At 63.6% G+C, this 23,453-nt stretch carries 21 protein-coding genes; 10 read left to right on the top strand and 11 right to left on the bottom strand.

The window, feature by feature from the left end; translation table 11 throughout:
• Positions 1-9: 9 nt before the first annotated feature.
• The 3 genes from H6851_01580 to H6851_01570 form a co-directional block, all read right to left on the bottom strand.
• Positions 10-921, bottom strand: a complete 912-nt coding sequence (locus H6851_01580) for a hypothetical protein (GenBank protein ID MCB9942301.1) — start codon at positions 919-921, stop codon at positions 10-12.
• Entirely contained in the window at positions 921-1,529 is a 609-nt protein-coding gene (locus H6851_01575; protein ID MCB9942300.1) for a hypothetical protein, read from the bottom strand. Before H6851_01575 ends, H6851_01580 begins: the two co-directional genes overlap by 1 nt.
• A 111-nt stretch (positions 1,530-1,640) precedes the next feature.
• A complete protein-coding gene (locus H6851_01570; GenBank protein MCB9942299.1) occupies positions 1,641-2,570 on the bottom strand; it encodes an SMP-30/gluconolactonase/LRE family protein in 930 nt (309 codons plus the stop codon).
• A gap of 222 nt (positions 2,571-2,792) precedes the next feature.
• Between H6851_01570 and H6851_01565 the strand changes: the two genes are divergently transcribed.
• Positions 2,793-4,319 (top strand): trimethylamine methyltransferase family protein, encoded by a 1,527-nt coding sequence (locus tag H6851_01565; GenBank protein MCB9942298.1) that lies wholly within the window; start codon positions 2,793-2,795, stop codon positions 4,317-4,319.
• A gap of 4 nt (positions 4,320-4,323) precedes the next feature.
• Here H6851_01565 and H6851_01560 read toward each other — a convergent pair whose 3' ends face one another.
• Complete coding sequence (locus tag H6851_01560) at positions 4,324-5,025, bottom strand: hypothetical protein (protein ID MCB9942297.1); 702 nt, start codon at positions 5,023-5,025, stop codon at positions 4,324-4,326.
• A gap of 485 nt (positions 5,026-5,510) precedes the next feature.
• Between H6851_01560 and H6851_01555 the strand changes: the two genes are divergently transcribed.
• The 3 genes from H6851_01555 to H6851_01545 all read left to right on the top strand — a co-directional run bounded on the left by H6851_01555 (position 5,511) and on the right by H6851_01545 (position 9,634).
• Positions 5,511-6,887: a glutamate decarboxylase gene (locus H6851_01555; protein MCB9942296.1), complete on the top strand. Its 1,377-nt coding sequence runs from the start codon at positions 5,511-5,513 to the stop codon at positions 6,885-6,887.
• 124 nt (positions 6,888-7,011) lie between these two features.
• Positions 7,012-8,892: a transporter gene (locus H6851_01550; GenBank protein ID MCB9942295.1), complete on the top strand. Its 1,881-nt coding sequence runs from the start codon at positions 7,012-7,014 to the stop codon at positions 8,890-8,892.
• 91 nt (positions 8,893-8,983) lie between these two features.
• Complete coding sequence (locus H6851_01545; GenBank protein MCB9942294.1) at positions 8,984-9,634, top strand: hypothetical protein; 651 nt, start codon at positions 8,984-8,986, stop codon at positions 9,632-9,634.
• A gap of 33 nt (positions 9,635-9,667) precedes the next feature.
• Here H6851_01545 and sulP read toward each other — a convergent pair whose 3' ends face one another.
• The 7 genes from sulP to H6851_01510 form a co-directional block, all read right to left on the bottom strand.
• Positions 9,668-11,425, bottom strand: coding sequence for a sulfate permease (gene sulP, locus H6851_01540; GenBank protein ID MCB9942293.1), 1,758 nt, complete (start codon positions 11,423-11,425; stop codon positions 9,668-9,670).
• A 109-nt stretch (positions 11,426-11,534) separates the two neighbouring features.
• The gene (locus H6851_01535) at positions 11,535-13,193 is read right to left on the bottom strand and encodes a TIGR01244 family phosphatase (GenBank protein ID MCB9942292.1); all 1,659 of its coding nucleotides are present in this window, start codon (positions 13,191-13,193) and stop codon (positions 11,535-11,537) included.
• Positions 13,194-13,297: 104 nt separating this feature from the next.
• The gene (locus H6851_01530; GenBank protein MCB9942291.1) at positions 13,298-14,185 is read right to left on the bottom strand and encodes an MBL fold metallo-hydrolase; all 888 of its coding nucleotides are present in this window, start codon (positions 14,183-14,185) and stop codon (positions 13,298-13,300) included.
• A 20-nt stretch (positions 14,186-14,205) separates the two neighbouring features.
• On the bottom strand, positions 14,206-14,415 hold the full coding sequence (locus H6851_01525) for a DUF2892 domain-containing protein (GenBank protein ID MCB9942290.1): 210 nt from the start codon (positions 14,413-14,415) through the stop codon (positions 14,206-14,208).
• Positions 14,416-14,735: 320 nt separating this feature from the next.
• On the bottom strand, positions 14,736-16,538 hold the full coding sequence (locus H6851_01520; GenBank protein ID MCB9942289.1) for a collagen-like protein: 1,803 nt from the start codon (positions 16,536-16,538) through the stop codon (positions 14,736-14,738).
• 342 nt (positions 16,539-16,880) lie between these two features.
• Positions 16,881-17,333, bottom strand: coding sequence for a hypothetical protein (locus H6851_01515; GenBank protein MCB9942288.1), 453 nt, complete (start codon positions 17,331-17,333; stop codon positions 16,881-16,883).
• 51 nt (positions 17,334-17,384) lie between these two features.
• Complete coding sequence (locus tag H6851_01510) at positions 17,385-18,050, bottom strand: hypothetical protein (protein MCB9942287.1); 666 nt, start codon at positions 18,048-18,050, stop codon at positions 17,385-17,387.
• Positions 18,051-18,645: 595 nt separating this feature from the next.
• Between H6851_01510 and H6851_01505 the strand changes: the two genes are divergently transcribed.
• From H6851_01505 to sctV, 6 genes are all read left to right on the top strand, one after another.
• Positions 18,646-18,879, top strand: a complete 234-nt coding sequence (locus tag H6851_01505) for a hypothetical protein (protein MCB9942286.1) — start codon at positions 18,646-18,648, stop codon at positions 18,877-18,879.
• Positions 18,880-18,936: 57 nt separating this feature from the next.
• Positions 18,937-19,140, top strand: a complete 204-nt coding sequence (locus H6851_01500; protein MCB9942285.1) for a hypothetical protein — start codon at positions 18,937-18,939, stop codon at positions 19,138-19,140.
• A gap of 79 nt (positions 19,141-19,219) precedes the next feature.
• Positions 19,220-20,497 (top strand): type III secretion system inner membrane ring subunit SctD, encoded by a 1,278-nt coding sequence (gene sctD, locus H6851_01495; protein ID MCB9942284.1) that lies wholly within the window; start codon positions 19,220-19,222, stop codon positions 20,495-20,497.
• 58 nt (positions 20,498-20,555) lie between these two features.
• Positions 20,556-20,966 (top strand): hypothetical protein, encoded by a 411-nt coding sequence (locus tag H6851_01490; protein ID MCB9942283.1) that lies wholly within the window; start codon positions 20,556-20,558, stop codon positions 20,964-20,966.
• Positions 20,956-21,327 carry a hypothetical protein gene (locus H6851_01485; protein ID MCB9942282.1) on the top strand — a complete coding sequence of 124 codons (372 nt, stop codon included), beginning with the start codon at positions 20,956-20,958 and terminating at the stop codon, positions 21,325-21,327. Before H6851_01490 ends, H6851_01485 begins: the two co-directional genes overlap by 11 nt.
• The gene (sctV, locus tag H6851_01480; GenBank protein ID MCB9942281.1) at positions 21,324-23,408 is read left to right on the top strand and encodes a type III secretion system export apparatus subunit SctV; all 2,085 of its coding nucleotides are present in this window, start codon (positions 21,324-21,326) and stop codon (positions 23,406-23,408) included. Before H6851_01485 ends, sctV begins: the two co-directional genes overlap by 4 nt.
• Positions 23,409-23,453 lie beyond the last annotated feature (45 nt).

Below are 23,453 nucleotides of genomic sequence, written 5' to 3'. Positions count from 1 at the left end.
CCACCTGTCTCAATGCAGTCGTGGCACCCACAGTCCCTTCTCGTCGCGACAGGCGCGAAATGCCTGATCGATCGGCTTTCCCGCCGTGTGCAGGGCGATATCCGCATCCCTGCAATAGGTGCCATCGGCCAGTCTGAACGTCCGGCGGATCTCGATCTCGCCGTTCTGGCCGCTGACCGGGTCGGACCAGGCCACCGGTGTGCCGGAAGCGCGGGTCTCGAACACCGATTGCACGGTTCTTTCGAAGACCGGGCCGCGGGCGACCGGCCGGGTTGTCGCCATGCGCACGAGTTCCCGTTCGCGCGGTGTGTTCCTGTACCGCTCGTAGCGCTCCCTGACGACCTGGTTGATGGACGGCGCGAAATTCCATTCATGCGCCACAAGCGTCCTGAAGAATGCGCGGTTCGAGGGATTCTCGCACCGGACCCTGAAGGTATCGAAGCGTCCGGCACGGACCTTGACCATCTCTTCGTCATCGACGCTGCAATTCCAACGTCTTTGCTGCGTCCGGGCGGGTGCGCCGGACTTGTAGGTGATCTGCCGCGTTTCGGTGAATGATGCGGTCTTGCCGACTTCAAGTGGAAACAGGGCATCCGGTGGAGCGTCTACCTGCGAGACGATGCGTACCTTCGTGTTCTCGAATTCCGTATAGGGAAGGAACGGATTGCGCGGCCTGGTCATGGCGGTGGTCGAGCCGACTTTCCAATGAACCGAACGGGCATCGGAAGACACGACCTCGGCGGGCTGTCCCGTCGTGAAGACCAGCCGATCACCGCTGGCTGGCTGCGGCAGGGTTGCGAGCACCGCCGTGTCCATCGCGCCGGACACCGTGGCCGCCATCCGCGGCGTGTCGCCACTGCATCCGGCCGTCGCGAGGATGGCTGCCGCCAGCGCGAGGGCCGGGCAGGTCCGGCGACCCATTACCAGCCACCCTGCAGGGCCGAAGCCTCGTCCTGCGCGTCAAGCTCGACAGTCCCATCGCCGAGCATGAGGTCGTCGCTGCCAACGATGCCGGACTCCGTCGATCCGCTCCCGCTCTGGCCGGCCTCGACGCCGTCGTCAGCCTGACCATCGTCGCCGGTCTCGTGTGCATCATTGTCGAAGCCGGCGGCCTCGTTCATGTCATCCTGGCGATCGTTTCCGCCATGGTCATCATCGTAGTCCCCGCCGCCATCGTAATCATCGTCATTCCCGTCATCATGGCTGCCGCGATCGTCATTCCCGTCGTCGAAACCGCCATCATGGTCGTCGCTGCCGCCGCCGTCATGGTCGTCGCTGCCGCTGTCACCGCTATCGTGATCGTCGTCGCCGTGGTCGTCACTGCCACCACTGTCGTGGTCATCACTGCCGCCACCGTCGTGGTCGTCGCCGCCGTCATCGTCGGCCCATGCCCTGACGGACAGATCGCCCGTGAGCGGATCGGACAGGGACAGGGGCAGGGCGACGATCACTCCGGCCAGGGCCAGGGCCGCAACGGATGTCATGAGTCGGGGGCGAAGCGGATTTCCGTTTTCGCGAAGACAAGGCATGAGGGTGTCTCCTCTTGAGGTGAGGACGTTCCCTCATGCTCGCATGGAAAGTCTTAACAAATCGTGAACGCCGCCTTCCGCGACGACATTTTTTCCCGCCGTGCCCGCCACTCAGGGGATCTGGGCGCCCTCGACGCAGGTCAGCACGGCGTAGAGCGAGGTCGTGCCGCAGATGTAGAGGCGGTTCCTCTTCACGCCGCCGAAGCAGACATTGGCGACGACCTCGGGAACGAGGATCCTGCCCAGCAGTTCGCCTTGCGGCGTGAAGCAATGGACGCCGTCGGCGGCACTCGACCAGATCCGGCCGTCGGTATCGATGCGGAAGCCGTCGAACATGCCGTTGTCGCAGGTCATCAGCACGTCGCCGCCCGAGAGCGTGTTGTCGCCGGCAACATCGAACACGCGGATGTGCTTCGGGCCGTTCTCCATGTGGCTGGCGCCGGTGTCGGCGATGTAGAGCCTGCTCTCGTCGGGCGAGAAGGCGAGGCCATTGGGCTTGACGAAGTCGGTGGCCACTGCGGTCAGCGTTCCGTCCGGATCGATGCGGAAGACGTAGCAGCCGCCATATTCGGGCTCGGCCTTCCAGCCCTCGAGGTTGGAGAGGATGCCATAGGACGGATCGGTGAACCAGATCGTGCCGTCGGATTTCACGACGACGTCGTTGGGCGAGTTCAGCCGCTTGCCCTCGTAGCTGTCGGCGATGACGGCGATCCTGCCGTCATGCCCGGTACGGGTCACGCAGCGGTCACCGTGGCTGCACGAGATCAGCCGGCCCTGCATGTCGCGCGTATGGCCGTTGGTGTTGCCGGCCGGTGCCCGGAAGACACTCGTCGTGCCGGTGAGGGCATAGGCGTCAGGAACGAAGCGCATGATGCGATTGTTGGGAATGTCGCTGAAGAGCAGGAAGTCGCCATCACGGAAGTAGACCGGCCCCTCGGCCCATGCGGCGCCCGTCCACAACTGGTGCAGGCGGGCGTTGCCGTTGATCAGGTGGCGGAATGACGGATGATGGATCTCGTAGATATCGGCCAGGCCTGCCATGGCTCCATGTTCCTCCCCAAAATGAATGGCGCCGCGCGGCCACGGAACCGCGGTCTCGCGCGCGTGCGGCCTGCAGCATCGACGCATTGCCGGAGCCTTGCAAGCCGATGCTTTGTCGAAAAGCGACAAAAGGCGTCGTCCACGCTCGCGAGCGGACGCGCGCTTCTGCCTAAGTCAGGTGATCGGCATATCGGTCATGTCAGGCGGCGAGGGAGTAGAGCGATGTCGGCTGAAGGTCGTCGAGGCGGGCGCAGCGCCCGGCGTGCGGTTCGCACCAGCAGTGCAATCCGGTCGCTGCCGGCGCTGGTGCGCCGGATTCCGGTCTATGAGGTCCTCAACAGCGAGGGCCTGGAGATGATCCATGATGCATCGCTGCGCATCCTTGAGGAGATCGGCATCGATTTCCGCGACGAGGAAAGCCTGGCCATCTGGCGCGAGGCCGGGGCGGACGTGCAGGGCGAGCGGGTGCACATCCCCCGCGAGCTGCTCATGGACCTCGCCGCGAAGGCCCCCTCCAGCTTCACCATGAATGCCCGCAATCCCGAGCGCAGCACGCTCGTCGGCGGCGACAGCATGACCTTCGGCCCGACCTACGGCTCGCCGTTCGTGCGGATGTCCGACAACCAGCGGCGCTACGGTACCCTCGACGACCTCGCGGTCTTCCACAAGCTGGCGCACATGGCGCCGGCCCTGCACAACACCGGTGCCGTCACCTGCGAGCCCACCGATTCGCCGGTCTCCCGCCGCCACCTGCACATCACCGCCTCGGCCATCCGCCACAGCGACAAGCCGTTCATGGGCCCCGTCACGGCACCGGAGCGGGCGCAGGACGCCATCAACATGGCGGGCATCGTCATGGGCGAGGACTTCGTGCGCGACAATGCCGTCATGGTGTCCATCCTCAACTGCAACAGCCCGCTGGTGTGGGACGAGACCATGCTGGGCGCGCTCAAGGTCTACGCCCGCGGCGGACAGGCCTCGATCCTCGCCCCCTTCACGCTGGCCGGAGCGAACACCCCCGCCTCGACGGTCGCCACGGTGGCCTCGCTCAACGCCGAGGCGCTGGCGGCCATCGCCTTCGCCCAGGCGGTGAAGCCCGGCGCGCGCGTCCTCTACGGCAACTTCCTCTCCACCGTCTCGATGAAGACCGGCGCGCCGATGACCGGCAATTCCGAATGCGCGCTCATGAACTTCATGATCGGCCAACTCGCCCGCAAGTACAATGTCCCGTGGCGGTCCTCGGGCATGATCACCGGATCGAAGATCATGGACGCGCAGGCGGCCTACGAGAGCGCCTTCAACATGATGCCGATTCTCCTCGCCGGGGCCAATTACGTCATGCACACGGCGGGCTGGACCGAAGCCGGGCTCACCGCCAACCTCTCCAAGTTCATGCTCGATGCCGAGCAGATGGAGATGCTGCACAAGATGGGCCAGGGGCCGTCCTTCGACGATTTCGACGAGGCGATGGACGCCATCCGCGAAGTCGGCCCCGCCGGCCACTTCTTCGGGACGTCCCACACCCAGAACCACTTCCAGGACGCCTTCTTCATGTCCGAACTGGCCGACAACAACAGTTGCGAGCAGTGGGAGATCGACGGCAGCAAGGATATGGCCCGGCGCGGCTTCGAGGCGGCGGAAAGGGCCCTTGCCGCGTATGAGCTGCCCCCGCTCGACTCCGGCATCGACGAAGCCATCACCGCCTATATCGCCAGACGCGAAGAGGAGATCCCCGCCGCGTTCGAATAGGCCATCACGCCGCCATGCCAGCGCCGATGGCCCGGTGACATCCGTCACCAGGCTGGCTTGCAGGTCGGGCATGGGAAAGCCGGGGCGGGTCGCGGCCTTGCGCGAGCGGGCGTGCGCCGGCAGTGACCGGAGCCGCCGGAAGGGCCGTGGACGGGTGCCGGACGCGCTCCGGCCGTACCGGAACAACACCCGGTGCTAGCGCCATCTCGTCGAGCACGAGGGCCTCCAGCCGTGCATGCCAGATCGAATCGGCCCGCGGATCATCATCGGCCGGATCGGCCGGCCCCGTCGCATTCCCGCTGCTCCGCCGCTGCCGGAACGATGCCAGCAGCAGCCGCGCGGATTCCGTCGCGTCGCCGCCTTCGAGATGTTCGAGCCAGGCGCGGCGCAACAGCCATGCCTCCTCGCCGGTCAGCGCCAGTTGTGCCGAATGTGCCGCGATGAACGCGTCGAGCACCGGCGCGAACCGCCGCAGCGAGGCCCGGCCACGGGAGCCGGCGCCGGCCACGGCCCGCACGCGGGCGGCCATCAGCCGGAACACGCCAATCGCCGTCGCGGACAGGCCGTCCGTCGCCGTACGGCGTCCGCGCCGCTGTGATCTGCCGGTATCGCCCGCGAGGATGCGGCACCGCCGCAGCAGTTTCCATGACTGCTGCAACAAGCCTCGCACCCGCAGGCCCGCGCCATGTTCGAAGAATTCCTTCATGCTTCCATCATGCGACAGGCGGGATATAAAATCAAGGAAAAAATTCTTATACAGGATAACTGTTCCTGCCTGCGTCCTGCCATGCTTCAGGATCGTCGACATTTCAGGCGAAAAAAAAATTCTGCCGGAAACCTGGAGAAATTCCGGACCAAATTACAATTAACAGGGGACCGGAATTGACAAAAGACAATTGAAAAACACAAAAGTTGCAATAAAAATGCAGAAATCAATTCATCGGTGAGTTGTCTTGAAAAGAGTATAATCTTAATTTATATATATCATCCTATTTATAGGATTTTTATACAATGATTATCCCTTGAGTCATAACGACAAGATGGGAATCATAATTTGAAATCGACATTATACATTCAGATATATTCAATCTGCCGGATCTTTGCATCAGAACGCGATTGATCCAGATCAATGTTCAAATTTCCCATCATGCTCTGGTTAAAAGACAGATCCATAATCGGGGGATTTCAGCAATGAGTACGGAAACGGATCGCGAGGAGGCGACAATCTACGAGCAGTTCCAGCGCCAGATCCCGCTGGACGAGTTTCCGGCACATGGCATTTCGGCGCGCGCCGCCACGGCCTGCGTCGATGCGCACATGTGGACCGATGCCAATCCCATGCTCAATCTTTCCAGCTTCGTGACGACCTACATGGAGCCGGAATGCCAGCAGCTTATGGGGCGGCATGCGCATGTGAACTATATCGACCATGACATGTATCCCAAGACCTTCGACATGGAGCACCGCATGGTGCAGATGCTCCATCATCTGTGGAACGGTCCCAAGGATGCGACGCCCTATGGCACGGCCACCGTCGGCAGTTCGGAAGCCTGCATGCTGGCCGGACTGGCGCACAAGTGGAACTGGCGGCAGGCGCGCGAAAAGGCGGGCAAGGACGCCACGAAGCCGAACATGGTCACGGGCGGCAATGTCCAGATCGTGTGGAAGAAGTTCCTGCGCTATTTCGATGTCGAGCCGCGCATCGTGCCGCTGGAGCCGGGCCAGTATCGCCTGACCGCCGAGCATCTCGACAAGTATGTCGACGAGAACACGATTTGCGTGGTGGCGATTGCCGGCCAGACCTTCACCGGCGAGGATGACGACTTCCAGGGAATCCACGACTGGCTCGACGCCTACGAGAAGCGGACCGGTGTCTCCATCCCGATGCATATCGACGGCGCATCGGGCGGTTTCGTCAATCCGTTCCTCTACCCGGACTACAAGTGGGATTTCCGCCTGCCCCGCGTGCAGTCGATCAACGCGTCGGGCCACAAGTACGGGCTCGTCTATCCGGGTCTCGGCTGGGTGGTCTTCCGCGACCGCGAGGTGTTCAACGAGGATCTGGTGTTCTACGTCAACTATCTGGGTGGCGAGTCGCCGACGGCGACGCTGAATTTCAGCCGCAATGCGATGCAGATCATCGGTCAGGCCTACCAGTTCCTGCGTCTGGGGCATGACGGCTACACCCGCATCATGCAACTGACCCTCGAAAACGCCAAGCGGCTGCGCGAGCTGCTGCTGGAGAGCGGCTATTTCGAGATCATGAACGAGACGCAGAGGATTCCGGTCGTTGCCCTGACGTTGAACAAGAAGTTCACGAACTTCAACGAGTTCGACGTTTCGGCGAAGGTGCGCGAGCGGGGCTGGGTGCTCTCCGCCTACACCATGCCGCCCAATGCCGAGACCGTGACGTCGCTGCGGGTGGTGGTGCGCCCGCACCTGAACGGCGACGTGATCAACAATCTCGCCAGCGACATCATCTCGGCCTGCAAGTTCCTCGAACAGCATGGCGGCAATGTCGCGCCGCCCAAGCTGCATTCGCACGCCAAGGCATCGCCCAAGTGCTGACCGACGGCTGAAAGCAGAACCTCCGGTGCCGGTTCCCCCCGGGTTCCGGCCCGTCACCATCGCCTGCCACCCGCCATCAGGGCGGGTGGCACCGGTGTTTCAGGAACCAACAGGAGGCAATAACATGCGTTGTCAACGCGCAGGAGCCGCGATCCTGGCCGGATTGCCCGTGTGGCTGGCCTCGGCAGGTGCCTTTGCCCAGCAGCAGGCCGCCGATGCGGCGGACAAGGCCGAGAAGGCCGGCGGTGCGGCGCTCGAAATCTTCGCGCCCGTGGTGGCGTCCGGCCTGCACGGCTTCTTCGAGCTGCTGGACAAGCAGCCTTTCGTGTTTCTGCTGCTGGCGCTCGCCATCGGCTATCCGCTCGGCCGGGTGAAGGTCCACGGCATCTCGCTCGGATCGACGGCGGGAACACTGGTGGTTGGCGTCGCCCTGGCCCTGACGGCCCAGGTCGCGTTCGATATCACCTATTCGATGCCCGGCCTCGTCTCGACCATCTTCCTGCTGATGTTCATGTACGCGCTGGGACTGAAGGTCGGGCCGCAGTTCTTTGCCGGCCTGCGGGGCGGTTTCGCCTTCATCTGCATCGGGCTCGTCGTCTGGTCGCTCAACTGGATCATCTGCGTCGGCGGCACGAAGCTGGTCGGCATGGAACCCGGTTTCGCCGCCGGCATCATGTCGGGGAGCTACACGATCACCGCGATCATCGGCGTCGCCACCTCGGCGATGCAGAGCGGCGCCTACGTCCCGCCGCAGGGGATGTCCACCGAACAGGTCGGCGCGAACATCGCGGCCGGCTATGCGGTGAGCTATGTCCTTTCCAGCATCGGCATCATCCTGCTGATCCGCTACCTGCCGTCGATGTTCGGCCGCGACCCGAAGGCCGATGCGAAGGAAGCGGAAACGTCGATGAGCGGTGGCGGCGATCCCGTTCCGGGATCGTCGGGCAGCCTCAAGCTGGGGTTCTCGCCCGCGGACATGCGTGCCTACCGGGTCGAGCATGAAACCATCGTCGGCAAGACGCTGGCGGAGCTGTTCGCCCAATATCCGCAGGCGCCGATCCTGAGGGTGATCCGTGATGGCAAGGTGCTCGAACTCGCCGAGAACCTGCGTATCGAGCACGGGGACGTCGTCACCGTGCGCAGCGATGTCGACAAGCTGATCTTCGGCGGGGAGTCCACCATCGGACCCGAGGTCGACGATCCGGCGGCGCGGGACATCGACATCGAGGTGGCGGACCTGCGTATCGGGCGCAAGGATCTCACCGGCAGGACGGTGGCCGAACTGGGACAGAAGGCAGGCTACGGCCTGCGTCTGAAGGCGCTGTTCCGCCAGGGCAACGAGATCCCCGCCGGGCCGGACACGGTGCTGCATTTCGGCGACGTCGCCCGGATCGTCGGGCCGAAGTGGTGCATCGAGCGCGCGGGGCATTACGTCCATGGCAAGCCGCTGCTCAGTACCACGCTGACCGAGGTGTCCTACATGGCCGGTGCGATGGCGGTGGGCTATCTGGTCGGCATCGCCAGCATCACGCTCGGCGGCATACCGATCGCACTCGGCACCTCGGCAGGCTGCCTGCTCGCCGGCATCTTCGTCTCCTACTTCCGCAGCCGCAATCCCGAGCTGGGGGGGCCGGTGGACGAGGGGGCCCGCGCCTTCCTGCAGGATATCGGGCTGAACATGTTCGTGGCGGTGCTGGCGGCCAATGTCGGTCCGAAGATCATCCAGTCGTTCCAGGGGCCGACGGTCATCTGGATAGCGCTCATCGGCACGATCGGGGCCCTGCTGCCGCCGTTCGCCGGCTTCTATGTGGGGCACCGGATGTTCAAGCTGAACTCGGTGATCGCCGATGGTGCGGCAACCGGCGCACGCAACAGCACGCCGGGCCTGAACGCGATCTGCGAGGAATCGGGAAGCAACGTCGCGGCGGTGCCCTATCCGATCACCTATGCGATCACGACCGTCCTTGCCCTGCTGGGCGGGTATATCGCCATGGTGATTTCATAGACATCCGGAGACGATTCCGCGACGGCTCCTTCCGGCTTGCCGGCCGGCGGGGCCGTCGTTCGCATCGGCAACGGGTCGGGACGGGATGAGAATGGCCGGATCGGGGCGCAAGGTGCGTGTTGCGGTCAACGTGATGCGGGCGAGGCTGACCATGCTCGGCTTCAACCTCGCCATCATCACCTTCCAGAACAGTCAGGCGAAGCTGTTCCAGGGCGGCATCAAGCTGTCCGGGTTCCGCGATGTCATCCACCTGGGTACCGGCACGGTTCTCGTCTGCGCGGCAGCGCTGTCGCTGGCGGCTATGGCTGTATTTCTCGCTTCGGCAATTATCGACGAGAATGGACTTTGCGAGCCCTACTGCCTCCTCGCCGGCGACCTGCTCATGTATCTGGCCCTGAGCCAGACCGTGATCGGCTATTTCGGTCCCTATCTGGATGCGATCAGCGGGGAGGTCCTGCCGGACGCCGCCAGCAGCGTGCTGCTCGGCCGCATCGGGCTGGCCATGCAGGTTCTGGGCGGCACGGTCTGGTGCCTCGTCGCCTATGCCGGACCTATCGTCGCCCTGCTGCGCTCGCCCTGCAGCCGGCCCATGATGGTGCTCTTGATGCTGGTCTATCTCGTCTCGCTCGTCGCCATCGGCCAGTTCTGGACCATCGCGCGGATCGTCGAGGCCACGCCATCCGGTCCCGGGCTTCCGTCATACAACCTGCTCGCTCCGCTCGTCGCACCGCTGTACTGGTGACGATCCGAAGACCGGACATCAGGCCACAGGCTATCAGGCCTCAGGCTCAGCCGTTTTACCGCCGACTGGCGGCGAAGATCGCCCCAGTGCCGGATCGAGGGTGGTCGCGGCCTGGTAGTGGGTGAGGAAGACGCGCCCCGTCAGATGGTCGAGGAAGTCGGTGCGCCGGAGGCGGTCCATGACCGGCCCCTTGATCTCCGAAAAATGCAGCCTGACGTCGGCAGCATCGAGGCGCTGGCAGATCGCCTCCAGCGATTCGAGCGCCGACGCATCGATCTCGTTGACTGCCGAACACAACAGCACGACGTGGCGGATCTGCGGATTTGCCGTCACTTCGCTGTAGATCCGGTCTTCGAGAAAGCGGCCATTGGCAAAGTAGAGGCTTTCGTCGACGCGGATGGCCAGCACATGCGGGCTCGTACGCACGTCGTGACGAAGGACGTTGCGGAAGTGCTCTGTCCCCTCGACGAGGCCCACCACCGCCATGTGCGGGCGGCTGGTCTTGAAGAGAAAGAGCAGGATGGAGATGCCCACACCGGCGGAGACGCCGATTTCGACGCCGACGGCCAGCGTGGTCGCGATGGTGGCGGCAACAGCGGCGAAATCGGCCTTGCTGTAGGTCCAGGTCTTCCTCAGCACGGAAAAGTCGACCAGTGACAGCACGGCAACGATGATGGTCGCCGCGAGTGTGGCCTTGGGCAGGAAGAACAGCAGGGGTGTCAGGGCGAGCGTGGCGACGCCGATGCCCAGTGCGGTGAACGCCCCTGCCGCCGGAGTTTCCGCACCGGCATCGAAATTGACGACGGAGCGGGCGAAGCCGCCGGTAACCGGATAGCCCCCCGACACCGCCGAAGCGATGTTGGCAGCACCCAGGCCGATCAGCTCCTGATCGGGCACGATCCGCTGCCGGCGCTTTGCAGCGAGCGTCTGCGCGACGGAAACCGATTCGACAAAGCCGATGACGCTGATGAGCAGCGCGGGTCCTGCAAGCGTGCTCCATAGGTCGAGATCGAAGGCGGGCAGGGTGAGGGGCGGAAGGCCCTGCGGCACCTCCCCGACGATCGCCACGCCGCGGTCATTCAGGCCGAACAGCCAGGTGGCGAGGATGGTCACGGCGACGGCTGCAACCGGCCCCGCCTTGGCGGCGATATCGGCCAGCGCGGGCTTCCAGCCGCGAGAGGCGAGCAGGGGCTTGAGCCGCTTGCGGACCCAGAACAGGAAAGCTGTGCAACTGGCACCGATCAACAGTGTGATAAAATTGGTATCCGGCAGATGGGTTGCGAGCGACCGGACGAGTTCGGGCAGATTGTGTCCGTCCGCCCTGATGCCGAACAGGTGCTTGAGCTGGCTGGTGGCGATGAGGATGCCGGACGCGCTGATGAACCCCGCGATCACCGGATGGCTGAGGAAATTGGCGAGGAAACCCAGGCGGAAGAAGCCCAGCGCCAGCAGGATCAGGCCCGAGAGGAAGGCGAGCGTGATTGCCGCGGTGGCATATCCCATGGTCCCCGACTGCGCGATCTCGCCGACCGCGGCGGCCGTCATCAGCGAGACGACGGCGACGGGGCCGACGGCCAGCGCGCGGCTCGTACCGAAGATGGCATAGGCGACCAGTGGCAGAATGCTCGCATAGAGACCCATCTCCGCAGGCAGGCCGGCGAGCAGGGCGTAGGCGAGGCTCTGCGGGATGAGCATGATGGTGACGATCACCGCGGCGATCAGGTCGCTGGTCAGACTGTCCCGGCCATAGGTGCGACCCCAGTCGAGAATGGGCAGGTAGCGGCTCAGCATGGGCTTGCAAGTCCGTCGTCATGGGCCCGGCGGCCACCTGCGCGGGGAGGTTGCAGGCGGCCGACGGGTTCTTCTTGCCGGAAAGGGCCGTCCGGAAGCCGTGAGGCCGTCAGCCGGTCATTTCGGGCCTGGCCAGCCACTCGCGGCCGCGCAGCATGGCCTTCCAGTAGATCGGCGGAAGGATCTGCTCCTTGAGCATCCAGGCGAGCCTGGAGGGTTTCGTGCCGTCGATCAGCCATGGCGGAAAGCTTGGCAGCATCTTGCCGCCATAGCCGAACTCGGCCAGCACGATCTTGCCCCGCTCGACCGTCAGCGGGCACGAACCATAGCCGTCATAATGCGCGATCGCCGAACGGTTCCGGAGGCTGGCGACGAGGTTCTCGGCCACCACGGGAGCCTGCTTGCGGGCCGCCGCCGCGGTCTTGGCATTGGGCGCGTTCATGCAATCGCCGAGCGCCCAGATATTCTCGTAGGTCTTGTGGCGCAGGGTCGCCTGGTCGACATCGACCCAGCCGGCGGCGTCGGCAATCGGGCTGACACGGATGAAGTCCGGTGCGGCCTGGGGCGGACAGACATGGATCATGTCGAACCGGACCTCGATGCGCTCGTCCCTGTCCGGCTGCTTGAACCATGCCGTCCTGGACGGGCCGTCGATGGCCACCAGATTGTGCATGAAATTCAGGCCCGCATGGTAGCGCTCGACATAGTTCATCAACGCCGGGACATATTCCTTCACACCGAAGAGAACGCCACCTGCATTGTAGAACTGGACGTCGATATTCTTCAATGTGCCCTGACGGAACCAGTGGTCGGCCGACAGGTACATGGCCTTCTGTGGCGCCCCGGCGCATTTGATGGGCATGGGCGGTTGCGTGAACAAGGCCCGCCCCGATCTGAGGTCCTTGACCAGCTCCCAGGTGTAGGAGGCAAGGTCGAACCGGTAGTTGGACGTGACCCCGTTCTTGCCCAGCGTATCGGTCAGCCCCTCGACGGCATTCCAGTCGAGCTTGATGCCGGCACACACGACAAGACGATCGTAGCGCAAGACCCGGCACCCTTCGAGGATGACGGTGTCGTTTTCCGGCTCGAAAGCTGCCACGGCCGTCTTGATCCAGCGCACGCCCCGCGGGATCAGCGAAGCCATCGTCCGCACGGTGGACTGCGGCTCGAACACCCCGGCTCCCACGAGTGTCCAGCCGGGCTGGTAGTAATGGATGTCGACGGGATCGACGATGGCGATATCGAGCCCCGGATCGCGGGCAAGCAGGCTGGAGGCGACGGCGATGCCGCCGGCTCCGCCGCCGACGATCACCACCTGGTGGCGGACATCGGCCGTATCGGTCGGGGTGCGGCCATTGTTGGCGATCCGGCGGACAACGCCCTTCATGTCGTAGCCGGCAGCAGCCGTTTTCGAGAGAATGTCCGACATGGGCAACTTTCCCGCCTGCGACAACGACCACAAGGTCGCCGAGCGGGTGCCCGTACGGCAGTAGGCAAGGATCGGCCCCGGAAGTTCCGACATCAGCCTGCCGAACGAGCGGGCATCCTCGTCGCTGACCTTGCCCGACACGACCGGCAGATACCGGGCCTCGACACCGGCCTCCTTCGCGGCCCGTGCGATCTCGTCGAAATTCGGCTGGTCACCGGTCTCGCCATCCGGGCGGTTGCAGATGACCGAGCGGAAGCCCCGATCGGCCAATTCGGCCAGGTCGCGTTCCATGATCTGGGCCGAGACGGAAATCCTGTCGTCGATCTGTTTGAGCTGCATCATTGATTCCGCGCATCTCTTGAGAGTATATTAGGAATTACATCCCTTTGCAAGACTAAGCCTGCATTCTGACCGGGATGGTGCCCTCGCGGGCAGGACGATGTTCAGAGCCTGTTCACGGGGACCTTGAGATAGGTCTGGCCATCGCTGTCCTCCGGCGGCATCCGTCCGGCGCGCATGTTGACCTGAATGCTGGGAATGATGAGCCTGGGCATGTCGAGCGTGGCATCGCGCTCGGTACGCATGCGCACGAACTCGTTCTCGTCCACGCCGTCGCGAACATGGATGTTGTGCGTCCGCTCATCGCCGACCGTCGTTTCCCACTGGATCTGCCGGCCGTTGGGGCCGTAGTCGTGGCACATGAACAGCCGCGTCTCGGCGGGCAGGCTCAACACGCGTTTGATCGACCGGAACAGGGCCCGGGCGTCGCCGCCGGGGAAATCCGCGCGGGCGGTTCCGCCGTCGGGCATGAACAGGGTATCGCCGACGAATGCGGCATCCCCCATCACGTGGGTCATGCAGGCCGGCGTATGTCCCGGCGTATGATAGGCCGCGGCAGCCAGTCCGCCGATCATGTAGGTGTCGCCATCGTCGAACAGCCGGTCGAACTGGCTGCCATCGCGCTGGAATTCCGTGCCTTCGTTGAAGACCTTGCCGAACACGTCCTGGACGACGGTGATGTTCGAACCGATGCCGATCCTCCCGCCGAGCCTCTTTTGGATGTAGGGAGCGGCGGAGAGGTGATCGGCGTGGACATGGGTCTCGATCAGCCATTCGAGCTTCAGTCCGCGCGCCCCGATGTCGGCAATGATCTCGTCGGCATGAACGTAGCTGAGCCGGCCGGCCGAGTAGTCGATGTCCATCACCGAATCGATGACCGCACACGCATTGCTGCCCGGATCCTTCACGACGTAGCTGATCGTGTTGGTTGCCGGGTCGAAGAACGCCTTGACGTCCGGTCTGACCGAAATGTCGGTAGCGATCGAATCCATCGTTTGATCCCGTTCGTTGTTCAGGTCTGGCAGGTCTTGATGCCCAGCAGGGTATAGGCGGGGCAGAAGCGCAGGAAACCTGTCAGCATCAGGATGATGCCGACGATTGGCGCGGCCCAGCCGAGCCAGGATCCACCGAGATCGACGATGAAGGGCAGGAGCAGGAGGATGATGCCGGCAATGAGCCGGAACATGCGGTCGACGGGACCCACATTGGCAGTCTTGATCATGAAACATCTCCTCGTGGCGTTGTCCTGGTGACATTGTCTTGAAAGCTTCAAACATTCATATTCTGGAATGTCAGGAAGACACTTATAATACACCGGATGCCGGAGCAAGATGTAATTCAAATTGCAGATGAGCCTTATTGACGCGGATCCGGCTACTGAAGCCGGGGTAGCGATGTCCGCGACGGGGGAGCGCAGGACGAAAAAATGCCCGGCCGGGGCGGTTGATCCCAGCCGGGCATGCAAGCGATAGTGTTCATTCGGGAATGCGAGCCCTTCGGCCGGTCATGACCGGCATTCCGGGCTCGCAGCCAAGCCCCGGATCAGGCGGTGAGTTTGCCCTGAACCTGCTTGCCCTTGGCGATATCAGCCTGAATGGAGAACGAACCGTTGCCATTCTGGGTGCTGATGACGAGGGCCTTGCCATCGCCATTGACGTCCGTGGTCGCGCCATACCAGCCGTTGATACGGTTGGACGCCGGCGTATAGCTGGTCTTGGCCGTCAATGTGCCATCGGCATTCTTGACGACGTTGGGGAAGTCGATCTGACCACCCTTGTCGAACTTCAGCCAGGCATCCTTGCCGTTCCAGATGAAGGTGCCGTTGCCGTACATGGGGTCCATGACCCTGTAGTTGACATTCGGCTGAACCATGCCGGGCATTCCCGGGCCGGTCGGACCCGTAGCACCCGTCATGCCCTTCGGACCAGTGGCTCCGGTAGCGCCCGTGGCACCCTTGTCGCCCTTCGGACCAGTGGCTCCGGTAGCGCCCGTGGCACCCTTGTCGCCCTTGGAACCGGTGGCACCCGTAGCGCCGGTGGCCCCGGTAGCGCCCGTTGCCCCGGTAGCACCCTGAGCGCCGGTAGCACCCTGGGCACCCGTTGCCCCGGTAGCGCCGGTGGCACCCTGAGCGCCGGTAGCGCCCTGAGCACCCGTTGCCCCGGTAGCGCCGGTAGCGCCCTGAGCACCCGTTGCACCGGTAGCGCCCTGAGCCCCGGTGGCACCTTGAGCACCCGTTGCCCCGGTAGCGCCCGTGGCACCCTGGGGACCACGCAACCAGTCCTGAACGTCGGAGGAGTTGATGGTGGAATCACCATTCACATCGCCGACATTCTGCGAGAACCAGTCGAAGAAGCTCTGGCCGTTGTTGCCGGAAGCCCCGGTAGCGCCCTGAGGACCGGTAGCGCCCTGAGGACCGGTAGCGCCCTGAGGACCGGTAGCGCCCTGAGGACCGGTGGCACCCTGAGCGCCGGTGGCACCCTGAGCGCCGGTGGCACCCGTGTCACCCTTGTCGCCCTTGGGGCCGGTAGCACCCTGAGCGCCGGTAGCACCCGTGTCACCCTTGTCGCCCTTGGGACCGGTAGCGCCCTGAGCCCCGGTGGCACCCTGAGCACCCGTTGCCCCGGTAGCGCCAGTTGCACCCTGAGCGCCGGTAGCGCCCTGGGCACCCGTTGCCCCGGTAGCGCCAGTTGCACCCTGAGCGCCGGTAGCGCCCTGAGCACCCGTTGCCCCGGTAGCGCCAGTGGCACCCTGAGCACCGGTAGCACCCTGAGCACCCGTTGCCCCGGTAGCGCCCGTGGCACCCTGAGCGCCGGTAGCACCCTGAGCACCCGTTGCCCCGGTAGCACCAGAGCAACAGCCACTGCCACCGCCGCCGCCATGGTTTCCGTAACCGAAGTTGCCATTCGGGCCGTTGCCTGAATTGGAACCACCGTTGAGTCCGCCGGTACCTGATCCGTTCTGACCATGGCCACCGATGCCGGTGCCGCTACCATTTCCGTTGGCAGCGCCGCCCGTACCCCCGGTACCCTGACCATTGCCGACCTGATTGCTGATCAGGTTCAGCAGGTTCGACAGAAGGTTGGCGAAATCGTTCAGAAGATCCTGAACATTGTTCCCGGTCGAACCGGTCGAACCGGTCGAACCGGTACCTCCGGTCGAGCCGGTGCCACCGGTCGAGCCGGTGCCGCCGGTCGAACCCGTTCCGCCGGTCGAACCGGAACCGCCGCCATATCCGGACCCGGAACCGCCGTTGACGGATCCGCTGCCGCTGCCACCACTGGTGCTGCCACCCGTGTTGGTACCGCCGCCGAGCTTCTGCTGCAGCAACTGCACGAGCTGCTCCATCAGTTGGGTGAGGTTGGCATTGCTGCTCCCCTGCCCGGTCGAACCCGTCTTGGCCGCCGAGGTCGTCGAGGCGGTCGTAGCCAGGGAATTGATGTGGCTCAGGCCATTTGTAATGGACGAAACCATCCTATTCTCCAGTCTGAGGTTGATGAATGGGCGATGATGTCCATCGCCCGACTGACATCACGGCAACGACGGAAGGGACCAGGTCCCCGAAATCGCTGGCCGGGATGTGGGGTGACACGCTTCCGGCACCAGCCGGCGCGTGAAACGGAGTGTCCGCTCTGCTGCATGCAGGCCATGCGGACGTGTTGCAGGCAGCCTTGTCGGCCTGTGACATGGTCAGCCACGCAGCATGTTGGCGAGCTGGCTCGCAGGTCCGCCGACCTGGGCCATGTCGCGCTTGAGGATGTCGGCTTCGTTCTGTCGACCGGCGAGCTGCAACGCGATCATCAGCACCGCCTTGGCTTCGTTGCCGCTTTTCGGCTTGCTGATGCCGTCCCGCTTGAGGATGGCGATCGCCTGGTCGAGATCGCCCTGGATCAACGCTCCCAGCGCGAGGCCGATGGCCGCGGCGGCATTGTTCGGAGCGCAGATCTTCAGGGCTTCGAAAATGGGCCTGGACTCCTCGATCAATCCCCTGATCACGGCCGAATAGCCGATCTGTGTCAGCAGCTGCAGTTCCTCGTCGGTAGCCGGGGATCCGGCCGTGCCCGACCTTGTCGAGCCGGCGGCATTCCGTGGCGTGGAGGGGCGGCGTTTGAGGATGCGCGGTCTGAAGCGGGCGGACATCATTTCTCCTTGTCTTCGAACGGCGCCTGCTGGCGACGCCAGGTGCCATTCTTCTCATTCCTGCGAAGATCCCCGGTAGACGACGGGCGTGCGTGCCTGACGGGAAGCGAGCATTTCAACGATACGTTCCACCGCGAGCCGGTAGGCTGGCGGCCCGCCGATCATCAACATGCCGGCATCGGGCCCGTCGGCCGCGATGAAGCGACCGTCGTTCAGCTCCATTTCATCGAGCGTCTCGATCAGCCTTTGCCGGCCCACGCCCTTGAGGTCGATCAGGGCCGCCGCACTTTCGGCCTTCGTCGACACATGCAGCGCCACCCCGTCATAGAAGCAGACGAGGTCGAACTCGTTCTGCAGCCAGACGACAAGCCTTCCGGCGGACAGATCCTTCGGTGGAGAGACGACGATGCCATCCACTCCGGGCGACAGGTCGAGGGTCAGGTCGAGCTGTTCGGCGATGTCGGCAAACACGTCGCGAACCGGACGGCGGAGGATGCGCAGCGGAAGGGGCGACTGCGGCCAATCGGCGAAGGAACGTTCCGCGGCCGAGGCGTTGCCGTCTGTCGACAGCGTCGCGATGACGACCGATGCGAGCATCGCGACCAGGGCAACGCGCAGAGGGATCGGACGCGCGACGTTCGCGGCGGCTCCGGCCGTCGCGGCGCCGTTGCGCCCGCTCTCCGGCGGCCTCCCTGTCCTTGCACTTCTGATGATTGCCATCGCTCCACTACTTCCTGCTCGTCGGGACTCTCGACAGCGTCGGAACGCTGCCAGACAACATGCAACTCCGCTCACAGTGTCGAACATCTTCTCAGCGGTAGCGACTTCGTCATCGCATCATCGAGAGCGTTTCGACGTGGGTAGAATGACCCTGAGAAACCCATCATCGAAAGATCGAATACGCCAATATCCACTATTCAGAACGATTCGAAGTACCATGGTGCAATAATGAGATCGTAATTCATCTGATAAGGAAATATTCATCAAGGGGATTAACCTCGATATACGATATGAATGGATGGAATAGTGTAAAAAAAACCGACACAGCAAAATTCTTTCTTTCATCTCGAAAAGAGATCCATGCGTTATACTCCTGATAAGAAGTACCATATTGTGTAGCGTAGGAGATGGGTCTTGCCGATCGACCGGCGAAGCGCGAAACCACAGTCCATCGCGGAGATCGCGACCTGTTCGTGTCCTCTCGGTGATCCGGACCTTTTGACAATCTGCGGTATGAAAGCATTGCCGCGAAGCAAACGGATCCAGTTTATCGAGATGTCGCGAAGGGTTACAGGAACAGCTTGGAGCCTTTTCGATGTCACAGGCATCCCTCAAGATGATGCAGCTCGATCATCAATTCGCTGAAGATCACAATGGTGAGGAACTGCGTCGGCTTCTGGGGGTGCTCGCGGAAGGGCGGCTTCGACTGAGGGATCGTATGGATGCGGGGGTGGCAGCGGTTGATCACCAGCGCTTCTCGACGGTTCTGGAAGCATTCGAGGCCGGCATCCGACTGTTGCCGCGTCTGCGCGAAGCTCAGCAACGGTAGTGTTGTGGTTGTGCGAGAGGGGATCGTTTTTCCATCCTGTCAGGAGATGTTAGGACCATGTTCGATATTCCAACCCAGGCCGTAGGTGGCAGCGTCGGAGCGGCCCAGGCGACCGCTACCGGCGTCAACGACATCAATTCGCTTTTGGACCTGCAGTGGCAGCAAGGCTTGCAGCTCGCCCAGGTCCAGGCGCAAAGCGGCATGATCAGCAATCTCGTTCAGGCTTTGAACGGCGTTGCGCGAAACGTCCGCGCCGGCTGATCGTCAAGCCTGATTAAATTGCCGGAATGCGGGTGCCGGCGGCGCAAGGCGCGGGCACCCGCCTCTCCGGATCCTAGGGGTGGCACCGCGCATCGAGAAATCCCTGGCGCGGGCCAGAATGAAACGCCAGCAGGCCAGAAAGCGCGGTGCGGACGTGTTGAGCGTCATTGTCGCAACAGGTCGGAATTCCGGTGCGCGGTGCGAACTCGACGAAGGGTCCTACCGGGTCGGTACGGATCTCGAATGCGATGTCGTGCTCGCGGATCCCGGCATTGCCGGCCATGCCTTCACGATCGAGATCCAGCCGGACAGGACGCGTATCGTGGTCGCGGCCGACGAGGTGCGGCTGCAGACGCGTCATACCGTGCGTCCTGCCGTGATCAAGGCCGGGCAGGCACAGAGTTTCCTTACGCCGGCCGTCGCCCATGTGGGCGCGTCCTGCCTCGTTTTCACGGCCAGCCTTGAGGAACTGGACAGTACGCGCGCGCCCGTGAAGCGTCCGTGGCTGCGGCCGAGCCTGCTCGGTGGCGGCCTTGCGGCGATGGTCGCGGTCTTCGCGATCGCCGCCATAGGATCGACCAGTTTCGGCTCGGACCCCTCGCCACTGGAGCGTGCGCGCGAGAGTGTCGACGGACTGCAGCTCGGCAACCGGCTGATCGTCGACACGGCGCCGGACGGACACGTCCGGGTTCGCGGCGTTCTTGCCAACGAGCCGCAGATGCGGACCGTTACCAGGGCCTTTGCCAATGTCGATGCGGAGCTGAAGATTTCCTCGGCAGGGGAAATCCAGACCGCGTTGAATGAGCTGTCGCTTCAACAGGTCGGGCGAACTTACGGCACATTGCTCGACCGCGGCAATGTCCGGATCGAGGGCGTCGTTGTCGACAATCATGCCCGTGACCGCTTCGCTCACAGGCTTTCGCAGGTTGTACCCGGCGTGACCGGTGTCGAGAACCGGCTGACGACACTTGACGAAATCGCCGACGCTATCTCGCTCAAGCTGATCGAGCTTGAGGTCGATGACAGCGTGCATGTCGAACACCGGGGCGCGAGCCTCGCAGTCGCGGGCCGCATCGACGAGGAACGGCAAGGCCGCATCGACGACCTGCGGCGCTGGTTCGATCGGCGATACGGAGCATTCTACGACCTCTCGATTTCCGTGAACAGCACCGGTGCCAACGATCCGCTCGACAGCCTGCAGGCCGTCGTCCTCGGATCCGATCCGCAACTGATCCTGAGCGGCAACCGCCGCGTCAGGCCGGGCCGCATGATTGACCATGGCTGGACTCTCGAGAGGATCGACAAGGATCTGATCGTCATCACCCGAAACGGAGAAGTCCGCACGATCACGTTTTGAACCGACCGTTCGACCACCCCGCCGCTGACTGACATCCCCGGCAAGAAAAAGAGACGGAATGACCACCGGCAAGATCGATAATCGCACCATTGTCGGTCAACGGCTCGATCACGCGATCGACCAGTTGTTGACCGGAGCCCGGACGAGTCCTGCGGACCGCGCTCACCTGCAGCGGTTCCAGCCTTCGCTGCGGGGTGACGAGGATCCGTCATGGACGGAGACGGTCATGCCCGTGGCCGGGCTCGCCAGGGCGCTCGATGACCGGCTGCTGCCGCGCCTGCGCGATCCGTCGGTGCTGGAGCGCGCCCGCTTCACGACCATCCTGCGGAGCATCGGCGAGGGACTGGAGCAGGCTGTGGTGGGCGGTGAGTCGAGTCGTCTTTCCGACGTCGCAAGGAATGTCATCCGCCGCGAGGTCGAGCGAAGCGCCAGGCTCCAGGCCAGGATCGGAGAGCTCGTTGAAGGCTGAACGCAACCGGAGCGAGCAGGTCGAGGTGATCAACAGCCTCGCGCACATGTATCGCGTCAACGGCTATGCCGGGCGGGCTCTCATCCTGCTTCTGGTTGCGCGCGAACTCGATCCGGACGATGCCGGCGTGCAGCTCAGTCTCGCGCACGTCCTGTTCCTCAACGAGAAGCCGAACGAAGCGCTGGCTGTCCTTCAGCGCTTCCTCGCGGTCGATGCGACGATCTCCGCCTCCGACCCGGTTCACCTGCTGCACGCGCGCATCTTGTGGGCGCTGGGCCGCAAGGAACGGTCACGGGCGGTATTCCAGCGCTTCACACGGGCGCGACGCAACCAGAAGCCGCTTTTGGGCATTGCGTCATGAATGTCGACCGCAAGGCCGTGATGCGCATTCTGGGACTGGTGGCGGAACGTCAGGACCTGTTGCTGGTGGCACTCCTCGTGCTTGCCATCTTCATGATGATCCTGCCCCTGCCGACGGTCCTCGTCGACGTCCTGATCGCGGTCAATCTGGGCATGACCATCATGATGCTGATGGTCTCGGTCTATCTGCGCGATCCGCTGAGCTTCTCGACGCTGCCCTCGGTGATCCTGCTGCTGACCGTCTTCCGGCTCTCCCTGTCGATCACCACCACCCGGCTCATCCTCGTCCAGGCCGATGCGGGCAGGATCGTCGAGACCTTCGGCAATTTCGTCGTTGCGGGGAACCTGGTGGTGGGGCTCGTCGTCTTCCTCATCATCACCATCGTCCAGTTCGTCGTGATCACCAAGGGCGCGGAACGCATCGCCGAGGTGAGCGCGCGGTTTTCCCTCGATGCCCTGCCCGGCAAGCAGATGAGCATCGACAGCGACCTGCGCAGCGGCATGGTGGATGTTGCCGAGGCCCGTCGGCGGCGCAACCACCTGCAGAAGGAAAGCCAGCTCTACGGCGCGATGGACGGGGCGATGAAATTCGTCAAGGGCGATGCCATCGCGGGACTGATCATCATTGCCGTCAATCTCATAGGCGGTGTCGCTGTGGGCACCCTGCAGAACGGCATGGCGGTGTCGGACGCCCTGCATGTCTATGCCCTGCTGACCGTTGGTGACGGCCTGATCGCCCAGATCCCGGCCCTGTTCGTCTCGATCACTTCGGGGACCATTGTCACCCGCGTGGTCAGCGAGGACAGCCGCAATCTCGGTATCGACATCTCCTCGCAGATGATCGCCGAGCCGAAGACACTGCGGCTCGCCGGCCTGGTCATGGCGCTGTTCGCCTTCGTGCCGGGCTTTCCGGCCGCCATCTTCCTGTTCCTCGGTGCGCTGCTGGGCGGAACCGGATTGCTATTCTACTGGCGGGATCTGCGAAAGACCAGGGCCGAGGCAAACCTCACCGCGCATCTCATCAGCGCTCCGCAAGACGCGCCACGGCCCGCCGAGACCGTCCTGCGGCCGCCGTCGATCGCCGTGTCGATGCATGTCGGCGGCGATCTTCGCGATATTGTCGATCCGGCACGCTTCGATGCGGATCTCGAACAGATCCGCCATGCGGTGTTCGAGGACCTCGGCATCGTCCTGCCATCGGCGACGCTCGAATTCGATCGCCGCCTGCCGGAGCGTGGATGGTCGGTGGTGATGGAGAGCGTGCCCATCGGCGAGGGCGATCTGGATCCGGACAAATTGTGGATCCGCGACGAGGAGGATCACCTGGCCATAGCCGACATCCCCTTTGACCGGGAACGCGGGATCGTTCCCGGGCAGGCGGTCCTGCTGGTGGAACGGCAGTGGCAGGGGCAGCTGGATGAACTCGGCATCGCCTACATGGCGCCGACATCGACCATCGTCTGGCTGCTCGCAAGGGCGATGATGCGCTATGCCAGCGAGTTCATCGGCATTCACGAGACCCGCAACATCCTCGCTTCGCTCGAACCGTTTCACGGTGAACTGGTCAAGGAGGCGCAACGCGTCGTGCCGTTGCGGAAGATCGCGGAGATCCTGCGCCGCCTCGTCGCCGAGGGCGTCTCGATCCGCAACATGCGGCCGGTTCTCGAAGCACTTGTCGACTGGGGGCAGCGCGAGCAGGACGTGGCCCTGTTGTCCGAATATGTCCGTGGCGCCCTCAAGCGGCAGATCTGTTTCCGTCATGTCGACGCGCAGCGGCTGATGCCGGTGCTGATGCTCGACTCCCAGGTCGAGGAGACCGTCCGCAAGGCCGTCCGTCACACCTCCGTGGGAAGTTATCTGACTCTCGACCAGGATACGTCGCAGCGCCTCGTCGATCGTATTCGCGAGGAAGTGGGGGACATGAGCGGGTTGGCGAAGCGTCCGGTGGTGGTGACGGCCTTCGACGTCCGCCGTTTCGTGCATTCGCTGTTCGAGACGAGCGGTCTGGAGATGGCAGTGTTGTCATACCAGGAACTGACGCCGGAGATCACCGTTCAACCCGTGGCGACCATCGCGGTCTGACGAATGAACATGAAGGATCTCAACCCTTGTTGAATTCGACACCGA

Source organism: Geminicoccaceae bacterium (assembly GCA_020638465.1).
Lineage (GTDB): Bacteria > Pseudomonadota > Alphaproteobacteria > Geminicoccales > Geminicoccaceae > JAGREO01.
Note: the sequence above shows the minus strand (reverse complement) of the source record. Positions and strands in the feature narration are given on the sequence as shown.

Coding starts and splice junctions, on each gene's coding strand:
- H6851_01580 (MCB9942301.1), bottom strand. CDS start 921: ATGGGTCGCCGGACCTGCCCGGCCCTCGCGCTGGCGGCAGCCATCCTC.
- H6851_01575 (MCB9942300.1), bottom strand. CDS start 1,529: ATGCCTTGTCTTCGCGAAAACGGAAATCCGCTTCGCCCCCGACTCATG.
- H6851_01570 (MCB9942299.1), bottom strand. CDS start 2,570: ATGGCAGGCCTGGCCGATATCTACGAGATCCATCATCCGTCATTCCGC.
- H6851_01565 (MCB9942298.1), top strand. CDS start 2,793: ATGTCGGCTGAAGGTCGTCGAGGCGGGCGCAGCGCCCGGCGTGCGGTT.
- H6851_01560 (MCB9942297.1), bottom strand. CDS start 5,025: ATGAAGGAATTCTTCGAACATGGCGCGGGCCTGCGGGTGCGAGGCTTG.
- H6851_01555 (MCB9942296.1), top strand. CDS start 5,511: ATGAGTACGGAAACGGATCGCGAGGAGGCGACAATCTACGAGCAGTTC.
- H6851_01550 (MCB9942295.1), top strand. CDS start 7,012: ATGCGTTGTCAACGCGCAGGAGCCGCGATCCTGGCCGGATTGCCCGTG.
- H6851_01545 (MCB9942294.1), top strand. CDS start 8,984: ATGGCCGGATCGGGGCGCAAGGTGCGTGTTGCGGTCAACGTGATGCGG.
- sulP (MCB9942293.1), bottom strand. CDS start 11,425: ATGCTGAGCCGCTACCTGCCCATTCTCGACTGGGGTCGCACCTATGGC.
- H6851_01535 (MCB9942292.1), bottom strand. CDS start 13,193: ATGCAGCTCAAACAGATCGACGACAGGATTTCCGTCTCGGCCCAGATC.
- H6851_01530 (MCB9942291.1), bottom strand. CDS start 14,185: ATGGATTCGATCGCTACCGACATTTCGGTCAGACCGGACGTCAAGGCG.
- H6851_01525 (MCB9942290.1), bottom strand. CDS start 14,415: ATGATCAAGACTGCCAATGTGGGTCCCGTCGACCGCATGTTCCGGCTC.
- H6851_01520 (MCB9942289.1), bottom strand. CDS start 16,538: ATGGAGCAGCTCGTGCAGTTGCTGCAGCAGAAGCTCGGCGGCGGTACC.
- H6851_01515 (MCB9942288.1), bottom strand. CDS start 17,333: ATGATGTCCGCCCGCTTCAGACCGCGCATCCTCAAACGCCGCCCCTCC.
- H6851_01510 (MCB9942287.1), bottom strand. CDS start 18,050: ATGGCAATCATCAGAAGTGCAAGGACAGGGAGGCCGCCGGAGAGCGGG.
- H6851_01505 (MCB9942286.1), top strand. CDS start 18,646: ATGTCACAGGCATCCCTCAAGATGATGCAGCTCGATCATCAATTCGCT.
- H6851_01500 (MCB9942285.1), top strand. CDS start 18,937: ATGTTCGATATTCCAACCCAGGCCGTAGGTGGCAGCGTCGGAGCGGCC.
- H6851_01490 (MCB9942283.1), top strand. CDS start 20,556: ATGACCACCGGCAAGATCGATAATCGCACCATTGTCGGTCAACGGCTC.
- sctV (MCB9942281.1), top strand. CDS start 21,324: ATGAATGTCGACCGCAAGGCCGTGATGCGCATTCTGGGACTGGTGGCG.